An 18043-nucleotide genomic window follows, 5' to 3' on the forward strand; every position below is an offset into this window, starting at 1 on the left:
AGTCTTCCTTTCTATCGCCCGCGCTACTAACCAAAGACTAGCACTAAACTCCGCACCGAAAGTATCAGCGCCACCAAAATTACTAAGCCTCCGACGAGGTTTGCCCACCCCGAGTTCACCCGCCCGCCCAGCAACGCCCGCGAATTACAGACCCACAACAAATACCCCGCCACCAACGGCAACAACAACGCATTCGTCACCTGCGCGAACTTGATAATCGCCACCCGCTCCACGTCCGTGACCGCCACGGCGATACCGATTAATATCACTACGAGCCACGTCGTCCGAAAACGCCAGTCGCGGTCGTCCGCCGGCCAGTTGAATAGGCCCCGGGCGGCGTAGGCTGCAGCCAGCGGGGCCGTCAGTGCGCTGCTGATCCCGGCGGCTAGTAAACCAACTCCCATCAAGTATTTCGCCGCCGAGCCGAATAATGGCTCCAGCTGCACCGCCATGTCTACCGCGGAACGTACTTCCAGCCCGGAACCACCCGCCCCGGCCGCCGTGATGATGATTAGTAAAGACACCATCCCGCCGAGGCAAATGGAGACGGCGTTCTCAATGCGTAAATCCCGTAGTGACGCGTCCCTGGCGTATTTTTTCGAGACCGTCGAAGCGTGTAAAAAAAGATTGTAGGGAACCACGGTCGTACCAATTACTGCCGTCACCAGCAGTAAATTATCCGTCGTGATACCACCCGGAATGAATCCGCTGAGCACCGCACTCAAATCTGGCTGAATCAGGACCACCGTGATCAAAAAGCAAGTGCTCATTACCAGGACTAGAGTAATAAGTACGCGCTCCACCCATTTGTAATTTCCAAAGTAGATTAACCCCACACACGCCAACCCGACCACTACCGGCCACCAGGCGGAGCCGCCGATTAGGACGTCTAACCCCAAAACGCCCCCCGCAATGTTCCCCGCCTCGTAAGCGGCATTACCTACTAAAATCGCCCCGATCGCCAGGAAAAAGATCAGATACCGCGCCAGCCCGGTCGGGAACTGTCGATTGAGCGCTTCCCCCAAACCGCTACCGGTCACGAGGCCGAGCCGCGCGGCCATCTCCTGGAGCGCCACCGTCGCCAGAATTCCCAGTAGCATCACCCACAGCAGTGAATAACCCGTCTGAACACCGACGAGCGTGCAAGTTGTTAATGTCCCCGGGCCGATGAAAGCAGCGGCAACAAGCGTTGACGGACCGAAATACTTACCGAGATTGGGCATGGGCCGAAGATAGACCGTTTGATGGATTATCGTACGGAACCAAAAGACCACAGACCAAACATTACCTTCACCCCATGACCACCACCTGCCAACTCTCCGGAGCCACCGAAAACCTAACCACCTTCGCCGTAGGCCCCGACGCCCCCGGCCGCGCGCCCGTAGAAATTACCCTCACGCAGAACCTACACGATCAGCTCACCGGCGAAACGGAAGTAGCCCCCAACGACTGGCGCTGCCTCAACGACGCGATGTGGAGCGAAAACGACGCCGTCAAAGTCGTCAGCTACCGGATGCTGCACCAGTTGAAAGCCGAAGGGTGGCCGCAGGATTTACTGGATATGATCTACTTGGAGGAAGAAACGCTCGCCTGGGCCAAAGCCGGGTTGCCGGATGAGAATGCCGTCGTCCACCTGGGCGCGAATGGCAACGTCCTCTCGGTTGGCGACACGGTTGTCCTCATCAAGGACCTAAAAGTGAAGGGTGGAGGCTTCACCGCCAAGCGCGGAACGGCCGTACGCAACATCCGTCTCGTGGCCGATAATGCCGGACAGATCGAAGGAAGGGTAGAGGATCAGCAGATTGTAATTTTGACGGAGTACGTCAAGAAGAAGTAACCACCTCGATTCCACGGGCGAGCGAATGTCATCCGGACACCCGGTAGCGCGGCATCGCCGACGGCCACGTTTTCGGAGAATACGTTTGTTGGTTTCCGGCCCCTCCCTATATTTGCCGCCATGATCGCCGACCTACCCACCCAAGAAAAAGAACGACTGGCCGAGCTACGTAACTATGCCTTACTGGATACGCTGCCGGAAGATGAATATGATGACCTCGCGACGATCGCCGCGGAAATTTGCGGCACGCCAATCTCGCTGATCAGTTTGGTGGACGAAGACCGGCAATGGTTCAAAGCCAACCACGGGCTGGACGGGGTAAAACAAACCTCCCGGGGAAACGCATTCTGCGCCCACAATATCCTCGACCCCGAAAACATGCTGATCGTCCCGGACGCCCATCAGGACGAGCGCTTTGCGGATAATGACTTCGTGACGGGCAACCCGAATATTGTCTTTTACGCAGGCGTCCCCCTGGTAACGGATGCAGGGTTTGCGCTCGGTAGCTTGTGCGTAATCGACACCGTCCCCAGGGAACTCACGTCAGCGCAACTCAAGGCACTGAAGGCTTTGGGGCGGCAGACGATCAAATTATTCGAACTGCGCCGCGCCCGTAAATTAAGTGAAGAGCGGCTGGTGGACATGGAGTTATTTCGTAAGCGCTTGCTTGATTTCAACCACGTCATCGCCCACGACCTAAAAGCGCCCCTGCGCAACATCAACCAACTCGTCAACATCGCCCTGGACGAGTACCGCACGCTGCTGCCCGCTGATGGTGTGGAAGTGCTGAACATGCTGAGCGCGGTGGCGGCGGATGCGAACCGGCTCGTGCAGGGCGTCCTGCACTACAGTTCTTCCGTGCACCAGATCGGCAGCGAGCGCAATGAGTTTCCGGTAGCCGATTTACTGACGAGCTTCGGTTCGTTGTTTAAAGAACTTACGCCCTACCAGATCAACTACGTTGGGCCCGTAAAAAGGGTGTTTGCCCCGGAAACAGCCCTTCGCCAAATTCTGCAAAACCTGATCGGTAATGCGATCAAGTTTTGCGATAAGGACCGTGCGATCATCACCGTTAGCTGCGTCCGGACGGAGAAAGCGTACGTATTTACGGTGCGGGATAACGGCCCGGGCATCCCCGAACCGTTGCGGAAATCCATTTTCAGCCTCTTTTATTCGACGGCGGCCAAAAACGGGCATTCGGAAGAAAGCCACGGTGTCGGCCTGTCCATTGTAAGTGAGCTCGTCAAGGCGATGGGCGGCGAGTTATCCGTTGAAAGTGAAATGGTGGAAGGAAGCCTGTTTCGCTTCACAGTCCCGGTCGCCTAAGGTGAAAACAGGGCACCCGCGGCCACGCATGATTGTTTTGCGCGGTCGCGGGTGCCAAGTAGTTTCGATGAAGAGCAAAGAAATACTTCGCCTTAAATACTACGCTTAAAAGAAGCGTTCGGCAGCCTCCTTCACGGCGGTCAGGTGCGCATCCGGCTTGCTTTCTTCAGCCAGCACGCCGTACGTCTCGACAATCTCCTGCACGTCGACGCCACAGAAGCGAAGCGTACCTTTTTTCATGTTGTCCATGATGTGATTCTGGTCGATCGTTAGGAAATCATACAGACCGTCGGGGCTACCGTAAGTGACGGCGACCATGGCGGACTTGCCGGTCATGTTCTGGACGAGGCCTTTTTCGTTCATGTCCCAGGCCCACGGCTTGGTGAGGACGCGGTCGAAATAGCCCTTCAGTTTGGCGGGGCGCTCGTTCCACCAGATGGGGTAGAGGAAGACGAGCTTATCGGCCCAGTCGAAGTCTTTTTGCTCGGCTTTTACGTCGGCGGGCACTTCGCCCTTGCCCCAAGCCGTGAAGTCTTTCATGCCGAGGATGGAATCGAAATCCATGCGGTAGAGATCTTTGAACCTTACTTGGTGTCCCTTCTTTTCCGCAATTTCTTTAATTGATTTCGCGGCGGCCCCGTTGAGGCTGTCGGGGTTGGGGTGGGTGAGGCAGAGGAGGACGTTAGCCATGATATATTATTTAGTTTCCGTACAATCAATGTACATACACTAAAAGGTGAGAAACCGGCAATATGTTTGGTGAGTGCTCAGAAAGTTGCGGTGAGTCCGATACCGTGGGTGGTGGGGCCGAAGTCCAGTTCGAGTTGTCGGCCGAGTGACCCGTCGTAACCCAGGTTGGTGTTGTAAATGTCCACGGCGCGGATGCGCTTGCGATTGGCGAAGCCCTGCACGACAAGCCCGAGCGCCGTAAGGCCCACGCCGGCACCAATCGCGGTACCGCTACTACCGAAGATGCGATCGTCGTCATCGTCCGCAAATACACCTTCGAAAATGGAGATCGTCCCCAACACGCTGAAGGCGAGGGCTGCAACCTCAATGGCACCACTACCTCTGAGAATGTCGAGTGCTTCGTTATCCTGAAACATGGCATTGCGAAAATTTTGGTCGGTAACTACCAGATTATCGTAGCGGAATACGGGGTGCAAAAATCGTTGCTCGTAGGAGATGGGGAGGGTCTGGGCATCGGCCGCGGAAAACGTGGTGCAGAGGAGCGTGCAGAGAAGTAGAAAACGCATAAGCGGGGTGATTACAGATGGAACGAATGCTAGTTAGGGGCACAGCCGCGGCGGAAGTGGCTGCCACGTCTATAAACTGGCGAATAATCGTAGGGTTCGTAAGGCTAAGAAACCGGTCGGGAAGGTCCGCATTTTTAGCTCAACGCGAAAATGACCCTGTTTTTCAGTAAGTTACAAAGCTCTTCCGTGAAAAATACCTGAAGAAATGCTTGGAGGTAGTAACGGACCGTCTTACCTTTGCAGCCGCTTAAGCCTCGCTTGCCGTCAAAGACAAGTTAGGACCCAGCATAACGTAAACAAAATCAAGCAAGAAAGTGAATACACTAAGCTACAAGACGAAGTCGGCCAACGCCGCATCGGTAGAGCGCAAGTGGCTCGTGATTGACGTGGAAGGAGAAATTGTGGGCCGCATCGCCTCCAAGATCGCCGCCGTCCTCCGTGGCAAGCACAAACCCGACTTCACCCCCCACTTCGACAACGGCGACCACGTGATCGTCCTTAACTCAGCTCTCGTCCGTTTTACGGGGGAGAAAATGACGGACAAGGTCTATCTCCGCCACACGGGCTACCCCGGTGGACAACGGAAGACTACCCCGCGCGACATCATGGCCCGCAAGCCGGAGCGCGTTCTGGAAATGGCCATCCGTGGTATGCTTCCCAAAACCAAGCTCGGACGTGCGCAGATTAAGAAGCTGCACATTTACGCCGGAACGGACCACCCGCACGCTGCGCAGACGCCCACTGAGCTTAAGTAATTATAGGCGGTAGGCCGGTAGGAGGTAGTTCTCACCCCGTACCCGCGAAGCCGTAGCGAGTCCTCACACTTAGTCGGGGCGTCCGCGCCAATTTAAAAATCAGCGACCTTATATACTAATAGGACGCTTCAATCCAGCATAAATGGAAATGATCAACGCCCTCGGGCGACGTAAAGCATCCGTTGCCCGCGTGTACCTGACCCAGGGCACCGGCAACATTATCGTCAACGGTAAGGATTACAAAGAGTACATCCCCCAGACGCACCTCCAACCCAGCATCACCCAGCCCTTCACGATCATCGACGTGGACAACGGTATCTACGACATCAAAGTCAACGTTTCCGGCGGCGGCATCAAGGGACAAACCGAAGCGATTCGCTTAGGCATCTCCCGCGCCCTCGTCAAACTGAACGAAGATTTCCGCGGACCGCTTAAGTCGCAGAAAATGCTCACCCGTGACGCCCGCGTGGTGGAACGTAAGAAGTACGGTAAGCCCAAGGCCCGTAAGAGCTTCCAGTTCTCTAAGCGATAAGTTTTGGGTCTGTGGTCATGGGGCGATGGTCTTCAGTAACAAGTACCAAAGACTACAGACCAAAGACCTTAGACCATTCTACTTCTTCCTTTCAATTACAAAACTACCCCACCGACCCAGGTCAACCGGGGCTAACAATAAAAAACCATGGCAACTAAGCCAACACCAGCCGAGCTCCTCGAAGCCGGCGTGCACTTCGGCCACCTCCGCCGCAAGTGGAACCCAAAAATGTCGAACTACATTTTTGGCGAGAAGAACGGTATTCACATCATTGACCTGAACGCAACGCTCCAGGGCCTCGACCGCGCCGGTAACGCCATGCGTCAGATCGCCAAGGCGGGCAAGAAGATCCTCTTCGTCGCCACCAAGAAGCAGGCCCGTGACATCGTCACCGCCGCCGCCCAGGAAGTGAACATGCCCTACGTCACCGACCGGTGGCAGGGTGGTATGCTCACCAACTTTAACACCATCCGCCGTTCCATCCGCAAGATGCAGAACTTCGAACGGATGCTCGGTGACGGTACCCTCGACAGCGTAACCAAGAAGGAGCGCCTCGACACAACCCGCGCCCACGCCAAGATGAACAAGGTACTCGGCGGTATCGCGGACATGAGCCGTATCCCCAACGCCATTTTCGTAGTGGACATCGTGCACGAGCATCTCGCCGTGGCCGAAGCTAAGAAGCTCGGTATGCGTACGTTCGGTATCGTTGATACGAATGCCGACCCAACCAGCGTCGACTACCCGATCCCAGGAAACGACGATGCTTCTAAGTCCATCAAGGTCGTCATCGACTACCTGACCGAGTGCATCAAGCAAGGTCTGGCCGAAGGCAACCAGGAGAAGGAGCAGAAGGCTAGTAGTGGTGAAGAAGCTGCTGCTGCTTAAGACTGAGTATAGAATAAAGAGGAAAGAATAAGGACGGCTCCGGCCCGGCTTACCACTCACTCGCCTTTGGCGATCTTGCATTGGATAGGTACACGCCGCCAAGTGTCTTGCTATCCAAGGTAAGTAAACAGAGCGTAAAGTCGTCTGGATGAGTGAGCGAAGCGAACGACTCCAACGTCCTTATTCTTTACTCCAACTTCTTTCCTCTCTTCCCCCCCTTTCCCAACTAAAAAATAAAAGACAAATGGCAATTTCCGCCCAAGACGTAAAGAAACTACGGGACATGACCGGTTCCGGAATGATGGACTGTAAGAAAGCCCTGGCGGAAGCCGACGGTGATTACGACAAAGCCATCGAGCTCCTCCGCAAACGCGGTGAAAAAGTAGCCGCTAAGCGTGGTGACCGCGACGCCAACGAAGGTGCCGTCATCGCTAAAATCAGCGACGACAAGACCTACGGCGTTATCATTCGCCTGAGTTCCGAAACGGACTTCGTGTCGAAGAATGACGATTTTGTAAGCTTCGCTAACAAAATCGCGGACATCACACTCCAGAATAAGCCCGCCGACCTGGCCGCTCTTTTGGCGCTACCCATGGAAGGCAGCCACACCATCCAGGATAAAGTGACGGAGATGGTCGGTAAGATCAACGAGAAGATCAACGTGACGGCTTACGAGCAAATGAGCGCTCCCTTGGTTGCAGAATACATTCACAGCGGTAACCGCGCCGGTGTCCTGGTTGGCTTGAGTAAGTCATCCGATGACGCTTACGATGCTGGCCGTAGCGTAGCCATGCAGGTTGCTGCCATGAAGCCGATTGCACTTGATAAAGGTGACATCGATCAGGCAACGCAGGACAAAGAAGTAGACATCGCCAAGGAACTCGCTCGCCAGGAAGGCAAGCCCGAAGCCATGCTCGAAAAGATCGCCATGGGTCGTTTGAATAAGTTCTTCAAGGAGCAGACGCTGGTCAACCAGCAGTTCGTGAAGGACAACAAAAAGACGATCAAGCAGTACCTGAACGACACCGAGAAAGGACTTGCGGCCACCGGCTTCAAGCACATTACTTTGGTGTAAGCTTTCGTACGATTTACGTTACTGAGCCCCCGCTGCCCCTGAAGGTAGCGGGGGCTTTTTACGTTAGAGTGATGTTCTGTTTTTTATTCTCAAGTGTGCCAACTAGTCTTAAGGCTTGTTTCTTTTAGCACAAGAAATAGGGCGCGGTCGCGGGTGCCGGGTAATTCCGCGGGAATGTACTTGCCGGGCGGCTGCGCCGCTCCAATCAATTAACCTTGTACCCGCCCAGATAGCTATCGGGGCGCCCCTTTATCCCCGTACAGCACGTGGTACCACCAGGCGGCTAGGCCACCCACGGTAGAAAATACGACGACCATCCAGAATACCCGTTGCTGACCAGCCAGGCCGGGCGAGCTATCCAGAAAGTAGCCCATCAGCGGACCGGCAAAGATGTCCGGCGTGTAACCGATCAGCGAGATGAGCCCGACGGCCGTCCCCGTAAGCGCCAGCGGGATCTGACCTAAATCCATCACCGCGAAATACAGGCAGCGCAAAGAATACACCCCCACGGCGACCGTCAAAGTAGCAAATACGAACAGGGTAGGGGCGGTGGCGACGAAGCCCGCAGCAAAAAATAACGCACCCAGTGCGGACAGCACGAACCCGACAAAAAGCCACAACGTCGTCCGGCTCCGATCCGCCAGAATACCAATTACAACGCCCACGACGGGGCGGATAAATAGTAGTGCAGTTCCCACCTTTGCGGAAGCTACCTCATCGTAACCGAGTACGTCGCGCGCGTAGAGCGAAAACACGTCCGTCACCTTGTAACCGGTGTAGGCGCACAGGATGATGACCATCAGTAGCAGCACCGAAGGGAGGCGGAGCACCGTACCGATCTGGGCGACGGTAATTCGATCGAGTAGAATTTCTTCCTCTAGCGACCGGTCGGCCCGTAAAAATAGCCAGACCAGCACGCCAACCAACGCCACTACGGCACTGGCAGCCAGGACCACGACGCGAAAACCACCACTCGCTGCGGAACCCGTCAGGGCAGTTTCCGCCAGGAACTGAGAAAAGACGAGCACCCCCGCTGCCCCGAACAGCGCCCCGACCAAACCCCGCCCGCCGTCCAGAAACCCGAAAGCCTTACCCTGTGAATCGCCGCCGCCCCAAACGCGGGTCGCCTTGATCATGGCCGCCCAGAACAGAAAGATGGTCGTGAACCCCCAGTATCCGTACAGCCACCGTAGCTCTCCGTAAGTCGGGAAAGTGCTCATGGCAACGCCGCCAATTGCTGTCAGCCAGAGGGCAACCGCCATTAATTTGCGGGGTGGAAAGCGGTCCGCCAGTGGCCCGCCGAAGAGATAGGAAACCAGGGCAACAACGCCGTAGGCGGAGAAGCACAGGCCGAGTTGGGTATTGTCGAGGCCAAATACATCCAGCACCGTTGGGCGAAAAACGCGGGGGAGGACGAATGGAAGAATGAAAACGGACTCGCCGGCCAGGATTAGCAGCAATAGGTAATACCAGGGCGGTCGGTTGGTGGGCATGAACTACGGGATTCGCCGGAAAGGTAACTAGGGGACGCCGGTTAGTCGCGCGGGGAAGCTACGGTACAGGTTAGTTCCGTATTCAGAGGACGAATAGTACTTCGCAATCAGTCCGATTCGGTGGCCCGTTACGATTTCTCATCAAGCCCGGTTGTGTAATGGCTCAGTAGCTCCGGTTTTGGTTCAGGAAACGGAGATTTGACTGTGCTCCGGGCGACCAACTTTCACTTATGGGTCCGAACAGATTCATGCTGAACACTGCCTGCTTTCAGTTATAATAATTAACACAATCTTTTCAAATATTATCTTCCAAGAAGTAAGGTGTACCCGCAGGGGGCAGCCGCAATTCCTAAATAGTGCAAATTTTAATTCTGTTTGCCACTCTAGTACGCCATTTCAACGAAACGATGTTGCGCGACACCTTGCCCGGGACCCAGAATACCCCGACCTTTGCAGCCCGAAACGGACGCCTCTCGAATTAACGTCCGCTTTAGTATTCTATCAATTTTAAACAACAACAACATGTATACTTCACAAACGATTTCCCCTAACTTCAGTCACCGTCTGACCCCCGCTGAACGCCGCCTCACTGCGGGTTCAGCTAATCGTGCCGGACTGAAGAACGCCGCCCACCGGAGCACCCTGCCCGCGGCGCAGAAGTCAGACTTAGTTACTGCCTTTATGGGCGGAACCGTCCTGATTAGTTTTCTAATCGCACTGATTAGTCTTTAACATAAAGGTGATAAATTTTTTAAGGGCCATTCGCGGAAGCGGGTGGCCCTTTTCCGTGAAGGGCTAATAATGGACTGGATCGACGGCTAGCCTACGCCGTTATTTTACCCGAACGGTATTCCGACATCTCAGACGTTCGCTACCAGTGGCCACCACGGCGGCTCTGAACGGAACCAGAAAAATCCGGTTATAGCAGCATGCGAATATTCGTACTCTTTATCTTTTTAAGTAGCTGCATCGTGCAAAACCCCACCGACCCTAAGAACGACCCCACGCCCGGGGACGCTAACGGCACCAAAGACACCTCGGCCCTCCAAACCATCTATGACTTCCCCGAGCAGGGCCGTGGCAAGTGGCGCGTTCAGGATGACGTCGTCATGGGCGGGCGCTCCGATAGCAAATTCGTCATGACGGACGACGGCAACGGTCGATTCTTCGGGAAAGTGTCCCTGGAGAACAACGGTGGTTTTTGCTCCGTACAGCACACTACCAACGATAACCCGTTTGTGGTGAAAGGAAAATCAGCCTTTTCCGTGCAGGTCAACGGTGATGGTAAAGATTACAACTTCCGGGTTCGTACCCCCAACGGCCGTCACGCTTATAACTACACTTTCCAGACGAAGGGTGATAAGTGGGAAACAGTGCTCATTCCGTTCGACGCTATGAAAGCGACTTTCCACGGTGAATCGGTCGACGTACCTAATTACGCCGGGGAAGATATCCGGGAGATTCAGATTTTGATCGGTAACAAGAAGGCGGAAACGTTTGAGTTGCTGCTGATGAATATCTCGGCGATGTAAGCGCTTGGCTTCCTAAATTAGGGGAAATCTTTCGCGCGGTCGCGGGTGCAATAAAATACACTAAAAGAGCAGGGGTTCGCCCCACAGATACTGCTTCTCAGTCACTTTACTTTTCATCCACGACCGCGCCCAAACGAAAAACGGCCCGAACACTCGCAAGAGCGTTCGGGCCGTAATTTCTAGGTACTTGTCCTACCGATTAAGCAAGCTCAAACCGATCCGCCATCATCACCTTGTTCCAGGCTTGTACGAAGTGGCTGACGAATTTTTCCTTACCGTCGTTGCAAGCGTAAACTTCCGCGATAGCGCGGAGCTCGGAGTTAGAGCCGAAAACGAGATCGGCGCGGGTACCGGTCCACTTGACTTCGCCCGTGCGGCGGTCCTGACCTTCAAAGGTCTTCTCGGTGTTATCCGTAGCGGACCATTTCGTGCCCAAGTCGAGGACGTTGACGAAAAAGTCAGTGCTTAGCGTACCGGGGTTTTCCGTGAAAACGCCGTGCTTGGAACCGTCGTAGTTCGTATCGAGCACGCGCATACCACCGATGAGGGCGGTCATTTCGGGTGCCGTCAATTCCAGCAGACAAGCTTTGTCGATCAGTAATTCTTCCGCCTTAGCGCGGTGATTCTGGACACCGAAGTAATTCCGGAAACCATCGGCGACGGGCTCCATGGCGTTAAAGCTATCTACGTCCGTCATCTCCTGGGTCGCGTCGGTGCGGCCGGGGGTGAAGGGAACGGTGACGTCAAGATTGCCTTCCTTAGCGGAAGCTTCAATACCGGCGGCACCGGCCAGGACGATCAGGTCGGCCAGGCTAACTTGCTTACCACCGGACTGTCCGTCGTTGAATTCCTTCTGTACACCTTCGAGCGTACTAACCACCTTCGCCAACTGGCTCGGGTTGTTGACTTCCCAGTTCTTCTGCGGGAAAAGACGCACGCGGGCACCGTTGGCACCACCACGTTTGTCCGTACCCCGGAAAGAGGAAGCGGCGGCCCAGGCGGCGGAGATAAATGTTGAGTTCTGCAGGCCGGAGGCGAGGATACGGCGCTTCAGTTCGGTTGCGTCGGCGTCGTTGATCAGTTCGTGATCGACGGCGGGGACGGGGTCCTGCCAGACGAGATCTTCACCGGGTACTTCGGGGCCGAGATAGCGTTCTTTGGGTCCCATATCGCGGTGCGTCAACTTGAACCAGGCGCGGGCGAAGGCGTCCTGGAACGCTTCAGGGTTATCCAGGAAGTGCTTGGAGATCTTGTTGTACTCGGGGTCCACGCGCATGGCCATGTCCGTCGTGAGCATGAAAGGTTGGTGGGTTTTGCCTTCGACGTGGGCGTCGGGGACTGTTCCCGCACCGCCGTTATCGACTGGGCGCCACTGCCACGCACCACCCGGTGATTTGTACTTCTCCCATTCGAATTTGAACAAGTGGGTGAAGTAGTCGTGCGTCCACTGGGCGGGCTTGGTCGTCCACGCGCCTTCGAGGCCGGAGGTAATGGTGTGCTCACCTTTGCCGCTCTCGAAAGAGTTCATCCAACCCTGGCTCATTTCGTTCATGCCTGCTCCTGCGGGCTCTTCGGCTACGTACTTGCCGGCTTCAGCTGCGCCGTGCGTTTTACCGAAGGTGTGACCACCGGCGATGAGGGCGACGGTTTCGTAGTCGTTCATGGCCATCCGGCCGAAAGTTTCGCGGATGTTGTGTGCGGAAGCTTCTGGGTCGGGATTGCCGTTGGGGCCTTCGGGGTTGACGTAAATCAGGCCCATGTGACTCGCGCCGAGGGGCTGTTCGAGGGTGCCTTCGGCGTAGCGTTCTTCGTTGCCGAGCCATTCGGTCTCGCTGCCCCAGTACACATCTTTTTGTGGTTCCCAGATGTCCGCGCGGCCACCGCCGAAGCCGAAAGTGGGGAAGCCCATGGATTCGAGGGCTACGTTACCGGTCAGGACGAGGAGGTCGGCCCAGCTCAGGTTCTTGCCATACTTCTGCTTGATGGGCCAGAGAAGGAGGCGGGCTTTGTCGAGATTGGCGTTATCGGGCCAGCTGTTGAGGGGAGCGAAGCGTTGGTCACCGGAGCCGGCGCCACCGCGGCCGTCCGCGATTCGGTAAGTACCGGCTGCGTGCCAGGCCATCCGGATGAAAAAGGGGCCGTAGTGGCCGTAGTCGGCGGGCCACCAGTCCTGGCTGTCGGTCATGAGGTCCGTCAGGTCTTTTTTGACGGCTGCAAAATCGAGGGTCTTGAATGCTTCGGCGTAGTCGAACTCCTCCCCCATGGGGTTGGATTCGATACCGTGCTGGCGGAGCAGGCTCACTTTGAGCATGTTGGGCCACCAGTCGGTAACGGTGGTACCGCCGCCGGCGGCTTGGTTATGTTGACCGGCCAGGAAAGGGCAGGTGGTGGAATCATTTACGTTCCAGACATTGGAGTTTTCGGCGCCTTTATCGCCGTGGGGATTTTCCATGGGTAGTTATTTTTTGTGCTTTGGGGGGAATGGCGTACCATCTCCATTAACGGACAACGCGGAGGGCGTAATCGGGTTGTTTCTGTGACGGGGAAATGTTGGTAAGCGGCACTTTGAGTGCTTAGCGGCTCCGCTAGGTTGAGGTAATCGAGGTCGGTATAACCTTGGAGCTTACAGCGAATGCCCCGGAATCGGTACGTACTTCAGCTCCACCCCCAGGTAAGTCCGCCAGTCGTCCGTAGCCGCCAGGCCACCGAAATAGGCTGCGTACCGTTCTTCCGCTACCCGTGCAAAGTAAGGCACGGGAGGGGTGGCCCCCGCCAGAAAGTCTTCCAACGACACACAAAGCCCCGCCCGGTAAAGTGCCTCCGCGATTTCAACCTGCTCCCGGTAGGGGCGCTGGCAGGGAACGGGCACGAAAGGCTTGCCCGCCCGCAAAACTTCGGCCGTTAAATTACTCCCGCACGCGGCCACGACAACGGACGCTTGCCGGAGGTACGGCGTAATGTCTTGGACGACACCCAAAGACCAATCCAGCAGCGCCGTTGCCATAGGACTAAAGTCTCCGATACCAATCAACGGTCTTTCCGGAAAAATTCTTTGCACCCGCGCCAGCGCCCCTTCTAGTTCCTCCGCCGCACCGAAACCGCGCACGAACAGAATGGCGTCCGCCGGCAAGTTCGGCTCTTCAGCTAATTGTGAAGGCTTAGTGGGTGAGGGTTTAAAACCTATATAAACTGTCTTCTTACGTACCCAGTCCGGCGTACTTTCCGACTCCAGCGCCTCCGGAAAGTAAGCGATCAACCCCATTGCTCCCCGAAAAGCTTCCTCGTGCGCCACGTCCCGTCGGTCGCCGAACAGGCGCACGTAGAGGTAGGGTACGGAGCTGGCGCGCAGCAGCGCGGCCACCTCCACGCTGATGTCGACGATGACTAACTCAACGTCTAGCTCCTCCACCGTTTGCAGGATTTGCAGTGAGCGTTGGCGGACTTTGTCTACCCCAACGGGCGAATAGTGGAGGTAATTCGGGAGTGTGATCAGGTGGTGCTCCCGGAGCGCGTGGTCGAACTCTTCGTCGGGAATCCGGATAACGGGGTTGGCGTAGCGAAAATCAAAATCGCGGGAAGAAAAAACGGGTATTCCGTTGGGAACAACCGAAGCGGCAAAATCGGCGTAGCGACAGTGCCCACTACCGTAGTAATGTGCGTAATAGGCGAGTGTGGCCATCAGCTATGGATATTTTCCCGGGCTAAAGCACTATCGTAAAGCGCCTCGTATTTGTCTACCATCGCCGTGATGGAACAATGCTCGATCGCGTAAGCACGGCATTTCGTCCGGTCTATCTTTTTTACGGAACTGAGGGCTGCGCGGAGCCCATCCACATCTCCGACGTCCACCAGGATTCCGACTTCGCTACTAAGAATTTCCGGTGCCGCACCCGCGGCGTAAGCGATTACCGGCGTCCCGGAGGCCAGTGCCTCGGCGAGCGTTAGGCCGTAGGGTTCGGCGTAAACACTGGTGAATAAGAAGGCGCGGGCGGAAGCGAGTTCCGGCGCGATCTCGGCGTGGGTGAGGTGGCCCAGGTAAGTGATATTTTCGTGGTGGAGGTAGGGCGCTACGGTCGCGTCAAAGTAGGCTTGGTCGTGGATGGGGCCGGCTAACCGCAGTTGGTCGCCAGTCATTAGGCAAGCCTGAATTGCATCGCCGGGCGCTTTATCGGGACAAATGCGGCCCATCCAGAAAACGTAATCTTCGGGCCGATCCACGGGGTGCCAATTATCGACCGGAATACCATTGTGGATGACGTGGTCTACTTGAGTAAATGCTTTCCAGTATTCCGCCTGGTGGGCGCTGACGCAGGTGATGGTTTGCTTGGGGTGGGGCAGGGCACGGAAGGCCAACTTGAAACGCGGACCGGTCGGCGCGTGAATGGTCGTGATGAACCGGCTACCGAGTTGCTCCCCGAGCAGAATCGGTAAGTGATGAAGGGTGTGGTTATGCACCACATCAAAATCGCCCGAGACTATGCTGGTCATAGCTCGGGCGTACTGCTCTTGATAAATGAATTCGGTTTGGCCCAACTGTTCGGAAGTCAGTTCACTAGCCGAGGTTGATTTAAGGATCTCCTCACGGCTGGGTAACGGCCAAACATTTAAGGTCGGATCAGAATCTGCGTGCGCGAACAGGCTAACCCGGTGCCCCCGTCCCCGCAACGCCCGTACGAGATGAAAAGTAATCATCTCCAGCCCACCCGCGAAGGGTTCGGCTATCGGGAAGTTGGCGTGGGTGAGGATGGCGATTTTCATGAACGTGCGCTAAGTTTTTCCAGCGGAACAAGGGGCTGGTCATCTCCTAAAGCGCCGTTTCACGCGTGGGTTTAGTCTTCTACTTCCAGCGCCGTGCCCTGGCTATCGTAATCGACCTCCATTTCTTCTCCGTTGTATTCGAAGTCGACTTCGTACCCGTCACCGTCGCGTTCCCAGTGAACTTCGGTTGCGTTGGGGTAAGCGGTGTTGAAGGCGCTCATTACGGCGGCGGGGACGGCCGTGGCTTCGATGGAATCGTCCACGTCACCGCAGGCGGCAAGAGTGATGGCGAGGCAGCAGCAAAAGAAAAATTTACTCATAGTTTAGGGTGTTTGTTAGCTAAACCGGGAAACGGGAGGGCTTGTGCGAGCGGGGTAGTGTTAAAGAATGGTCCGTCGTGCTGGCTCCGGCCCTACGTAGCTGCGTCTGACTTGGCGCTAACTAGTTGTAGCACCCAATCCACGTTAGGAATGGGCGCGGTCGCGGGTGCGGGGTAATTTCGGGAAGAGCGAGGCGGACCAGTCTACTGCCGTTCGCGGATGCGATAGCCGTTAAATCTCGTGGCGGCCTGCTGCTGCGCCGCCCAAACGGCAAACGGCGCACCGATCAGGGCCACCGAAAAAACGATCCAGCCAAGACGAAAAAGGATGATCAGGGGAATAGCCACGACGATGGCCACGATTACAGGGGGCAGCAAGCTGGGCTTGGCAAACACGTCATTGGGGTGAATGGTCCGGCTCTCGTGACAGTGCTTACAGGTCACGCGGATGGCTTCGCCCTGCGCGCGCTCCAGCTCCACCCGGTCCGTCACGAACGTTTTGTAGCGGTTTTCTTCGTGGCAGGCGGGGCAGGTGTAGTGTTTGGTTGTCATCTGTTGGGGGAGGTAGGTAAACATCAATCGAGTACGGCAGGTAGTGGAATCGCTCCCTTCAAAGAAAGGGTTTATTTCTTTCCACGCACCTTCTTATTTGTGTGGAAAACGTTTTCCACGTCCACAGTAACGCTCAAATATCAGTGAATACCGGGGTTTCGCCGATCTATACTTGAGGTTCTCCACACCCTAATAATACTTATTAACATCTGTGTGCATATTGTCCACAGTGTGGATAACTTAGCAATTGTTGTTAATTAGCTGATTAATAGTAAGTTGTAATTTTTACTCCACACGTTGTGGAAAACTAAACTGTTCTCGCGCCATTAGAGCACTTACCTTAGCCACTGCACGGAAGAAAACAACAATTCTTTAGTTGATGAACCCCGCGCCAATTTGTTGATACCACTTAGGCTAGGGCGGGATCTCTTCGGAGGTGCCGCCTTAGTAAGCCTGGGGCACGCGGGCGGCAACGCCTTGTTAACCAGACTTCAGAAAATTACACACGCCGTTAGCTTGTTTTTCTCGTCTTCCACTGGCTCTCGTAGCTACGAACCGAGCGGACCCTCTACGACTTTTCCGAGCCTTTTCCGGTTGATCAGCAACTGTATCTACCCTTTCTTTTACTCTCCTTAATCTAAGATATTATGAACGCAAAATTAGAACCCATCCTGGCCGAAAACGACGGCCGCTTCGTCCTCTTCCCCATTGAGCACGACGACATCTGGAAGTACTACAAGGACAACGAAGCCTGCTTCTGGACCGCCGAAGAAGTCGACCTCAGCGCCGACCTTAACGACTGGAACAATAAACTCAACGACAACGAGCGCCACTTCATCAAGCACGTCCTGGCCTTTTTCGCCGCCTCCGACGGCATCGTGAACGAGAACCTCGCCGAGAATTTCGTCGCCGAAGTCCAGTACACCGAAGCCAAATTCTTCTACGGCTTCCAGATCATGATGGAGAATATCCACAGCGAGACTTATTCGCTCTTGATCGATACTTACATCAGCGACCCGAAAGAAAAAGACTACTTGTTCAACGCCATCGAAACGATGCCCTGCGTCCATAAGAAAGCCAACTGGGCCCTTCGCTGGATCGACAACGGCACCTTCGCCGAGCGCATCGTCGCCTTTGCAGCAGTAGAGGGTATCTTCTTCTCCGGTAGTTTCTGTTCCATCTTCTGGCTCAAGAAGCGTGGCCTGATGCCCGGACTTACCTTCTCCAACGAGCTCATCAGCCGCGACGAAGGCATGCACTGCGATTTCGCCTGCATGATCTACAACAACCACATCGTCCACAAACTCGCCCCCGGCGTCGTAACCGGTATCATTAAGGATGCCGTTGAGATCGAGAAGGAATTCGTCAGCGATTCACTGCCCGTCAACCTAATCGGCATGAACTCCGACATGATGTGCCAGTACATCGAATTCGTCGCCGACCGCCTGCTCGTCGAGCTGGGCCAGGAGAAAGAATGGAACGTCGAAAACCCATTCCCTTGGATGGATATGATCAACCTCCAGGGTAAGACCAACTTCTTTGAGAAGCGGGTGGGAGAGTACCAGAAGGCTGGGGTTACTGCTGATCAATCTAAGCAGATGTTTAGCTTGGATGAGGACTTCTAGTCAGTAATCATCAATCACAAACGAGGGGAAGCATCCCCTCGCAACAAAAGACGACCCTCCGGGCCTTGATGTGAAGGCTTTCTTAGGCCCGGAGG

General features: G+C 55.5%; 18 protein-coding genes. 9 read left to right on the plus strand and 9 right to left on the minus strand.

Translation table 11 applies throughout. The features are described from left to right. Window positions 1-26: 26 nt before the first annotated feature. The gene (locus GGR27_RS10430) at window positions 27-1223 is read right to left on the minus strand and encodes an Nramp family divalent metal transporter (RefSeq protein WP_168037389.1); all 1197 of its coding nucleotides are present in this window, start codon (window positions 1221-1223) and stop codon (window positions 27-29) included. Between the two features lie 74 nt (window positions 1224-1297). Here GGR27_RS10430 and GGR27_RS10435 point away from each other — a divergent pair, with 74 nt between their 5' ends. After that, window positions 1298-1837 carry an alkylphosphonate utilization protein gene (locus GGR27_RS10435; RefSeq protein ID WP_168037390.1) on the plus strand — a complete coding sequence of 180 codons (540 nt, stop codon included), beginning with the start codon at window positions 1298-1300 and terminating at the stop codon, window positions 1835-1837. 120 nt (window positions 1838-1957) lie between these two features. Next, entirely contained in the window at window positions 1958-3163 is a 1206-nt protein-coding gene (locus GGR27_RS10440; protein WP_168037391.1) for a sensor histidine kinase, read from the plus strand. 105 nt (window positions 3164-3268) lie between these two features. On the opposite strand, the gene GGR27_RS10445 is transcribed toward GGR27_RS10440, so the two are convergent. Both GGR27_RS10445 and GGR27_RS10450 read right to left on the minus strand, forming a co-directional pair. Next, window positions 3269-3853: an NAD(P)H-dependent oxidoreductase gene (locus GGR27_RS10445; protein ID WP_168037392.1), complete on the minus strand. Its 585-nt coding sequence runs from the start codon at window positions 3851-3853 to the stop codon at window positions 3269-3271. A gap of 77 nt (window positions 3854-3930) precedes the next feature. Next, window positions 3931-4419 carry a hypothetical protein gene (locus tag GGR27_RS10450; protein WP_168037393.1) on the minus strand — a complete coding sequence of 163 codons (489 nt, stop codon included), beginning with the start codon at window positions 4417-4419 and terminating at the stop codon, window positions 3931-3933. A 314-nt stretch (window positions 4420-4733) separates the two neighbouring features. On the opposite strand from GGR27_RS10450, the gene rplM reads away from it, so the two are divergent. The 4 genes from rplM (at window position 4734) to tsf (ending at window position 7669) form a co-directional block, all read left to right on the plus strand. Further along, window positions 4734-5174, plus strand: coding sequence for a 50S ribosomal protein L13 (rplM, locus tag GGR27_RS10455; RefSeq protein WP_168037394.1), 441 nt, complete (start codon window positions 4734-4736; stop codon window positions 5172-5174). A gap of 142 nt (window positions 5175-5316) precedes the next feature. Then, a complete protein-coding gene (rpsI, locus tag GGR27_RS10460) occupies window positions 5317-5706 on the plus strand; it encodes a 30S ribosomal protein S9 (RefSeq protein WP_168037395.1) in 390 nt (129 codons plus the stop codon). A gap of 147 nt (window positions 5707-5853) precedes the next feature. Further along, on the plus strand, window positions 5854-6594 hold the full coding sequence (rpsB, locus tag GGR27_RS10465) for a 30S ribosomal protein S2 (RefSeq protein WP_168037396.1): 741 nt from the start codon (window positions 5854-5856) through the stop codon (window positions 6592-6594). Window positions 6595-6838: 244 nt separating this feature from the next. Next, complete coding sequence (gene tsf, locus GGR27_RS10470; protein WP_168037397.1) at window positions 6839-7669, plus strand: translation elongation factor Ts; 831 nt, start codon at window positions 6839-6841, stop codon at window positions 7667-7669. 233 nt (window positions 7670-7902) lie between these two features. Here the strand turns inward: tsf and GGR27_RS10475 are convergent, their stop codons facing one another. After that, complete coding sequence (locus tag GGR27_RS10475; RefSeq protein ID WP_168037398.1) at window positions 7903-9162, minus strand: MFS transporter; 1260 nt, start codon at window positions 9160-9162, stop codon at window positions 7903-7905. Between the two features lie 522 nt (window positions 9163-9684). Between GGR27_RS10475 and GGR27_RS10480 the strand changes: the two genes are divergently transcribed. Then, window positions 9685-9894 carry a hypothetical protein gene (locus tag GGR27_RS10480; RefSeq protein WP_168037399.1) on the plus strand — a complete coding sequence of 70 codons (210 nt, stop codon included), beginning with the start codon at window positions 9685-9687 and terminating at the stop codon, window positions 9892-9894. 197 nt (window positions 9895-10091) lie between these two features. Then, a complete protein-coding gene (locus GGR27_RS10485; protein WP_168037400.1) occupies window positions 10092-10694 on the plus strand; it encodes a CIA30 family protein in 603 nt (200 codons plus the stop codon). Window positions 10695-10893: 199 nt separating this feature from the next. Here GGR27_RS10485 and katG read toward each other — a convergent pair whose 3' ends face one another. From katG to GGR27_RS10510, 5 genes are all read right to left on the minus strand, one after another. Further along, on the minus strand, window positions 10894-13146 hold the full coding sequence (katG, locus tag GGR27_RS10490) for a catalase/peroxidase HPI (RefSeq protein WP_168037401.1): 2253 nt from the start codon (window positions 13144-13146) through the stop codon (window positions 10894-10896). Between the two features lie 171 nt (window positions 13147-13317). Continuing rightward, window positions 13318-14373: a hypothetical protein gene (locus GGR27_RS10495; RefSeq protein WP_168037402.1), complete on the minus strand. Its 1056-nt coding sequence runs from the start codon at window positions 14371-14373 to the stop codon at window positions 13318-13320. Continuing rightward, a complete protein-coding gene (locus GGR27_RS10500) occupies window positions 14373-15452 on the minus strand; it encodes a glycosyltransferase family 4 protein (RefSeq protein WP_168037403.1) in 1080 nt (359 codons plus the stop codon). The genes GGR27_RS10495 and GGR27_RS10500 overlap by 1 nt, the downstream gene beginning before the upstream one ends. Window positions 15453-15523: 71 nt before the next feature. Continuing rightward, a complete protein-coding gene (locus GGR27_RS10505) occupies window positions 15524-15772 on the minus strand; it encodes a PepSY-like domain-containing protein (protein ID WP_168037404.1) in 249 nt (82 codons plus the stop codon). A 203-nt stretch (window positions 15773-15975) separates the two neighbouring features. Next, on the minus strand, window positions 15976-16323 hold the full coding sequence (locus GGR27_RS10510) for a hypothetical protein (RefSeq protein ID WP_168037405.1): 348 nt from the start codon (window positions 16321-16323) through the stop codon (window positions 15976-15978). A gap of 647 nt (window positions 16324-16970) precedes the next feature. Between GGR27_RS10510 and GGR27_RS10515 the strand changes: the two genes are divergently transcribed. Continuing rightward, window positions 16971-17948: a ribonucleotide-diphosphate reductase subunit beta gene (locus GGR27_RS10515; protein ID WP_168037406.1), complete on the plus strand. Its 978-nt coding sequence runs from the start codon at window positions 16971-16973 to the stop codon at window positions 17946-17948. Window positions 17949-18043: the final 95 nt, after the last annotated feature.

The organism is Neolewinella antarctica (assembly GCF_011927835.1).
In the GTDB taxonomy this organism is placed as follows: domain Bacteria; phylum Bacteroidota; class Bacteroidia; order Chitinophagales; family Saprospiraceae; genus Neolewinella; species Neolewinella antarctica.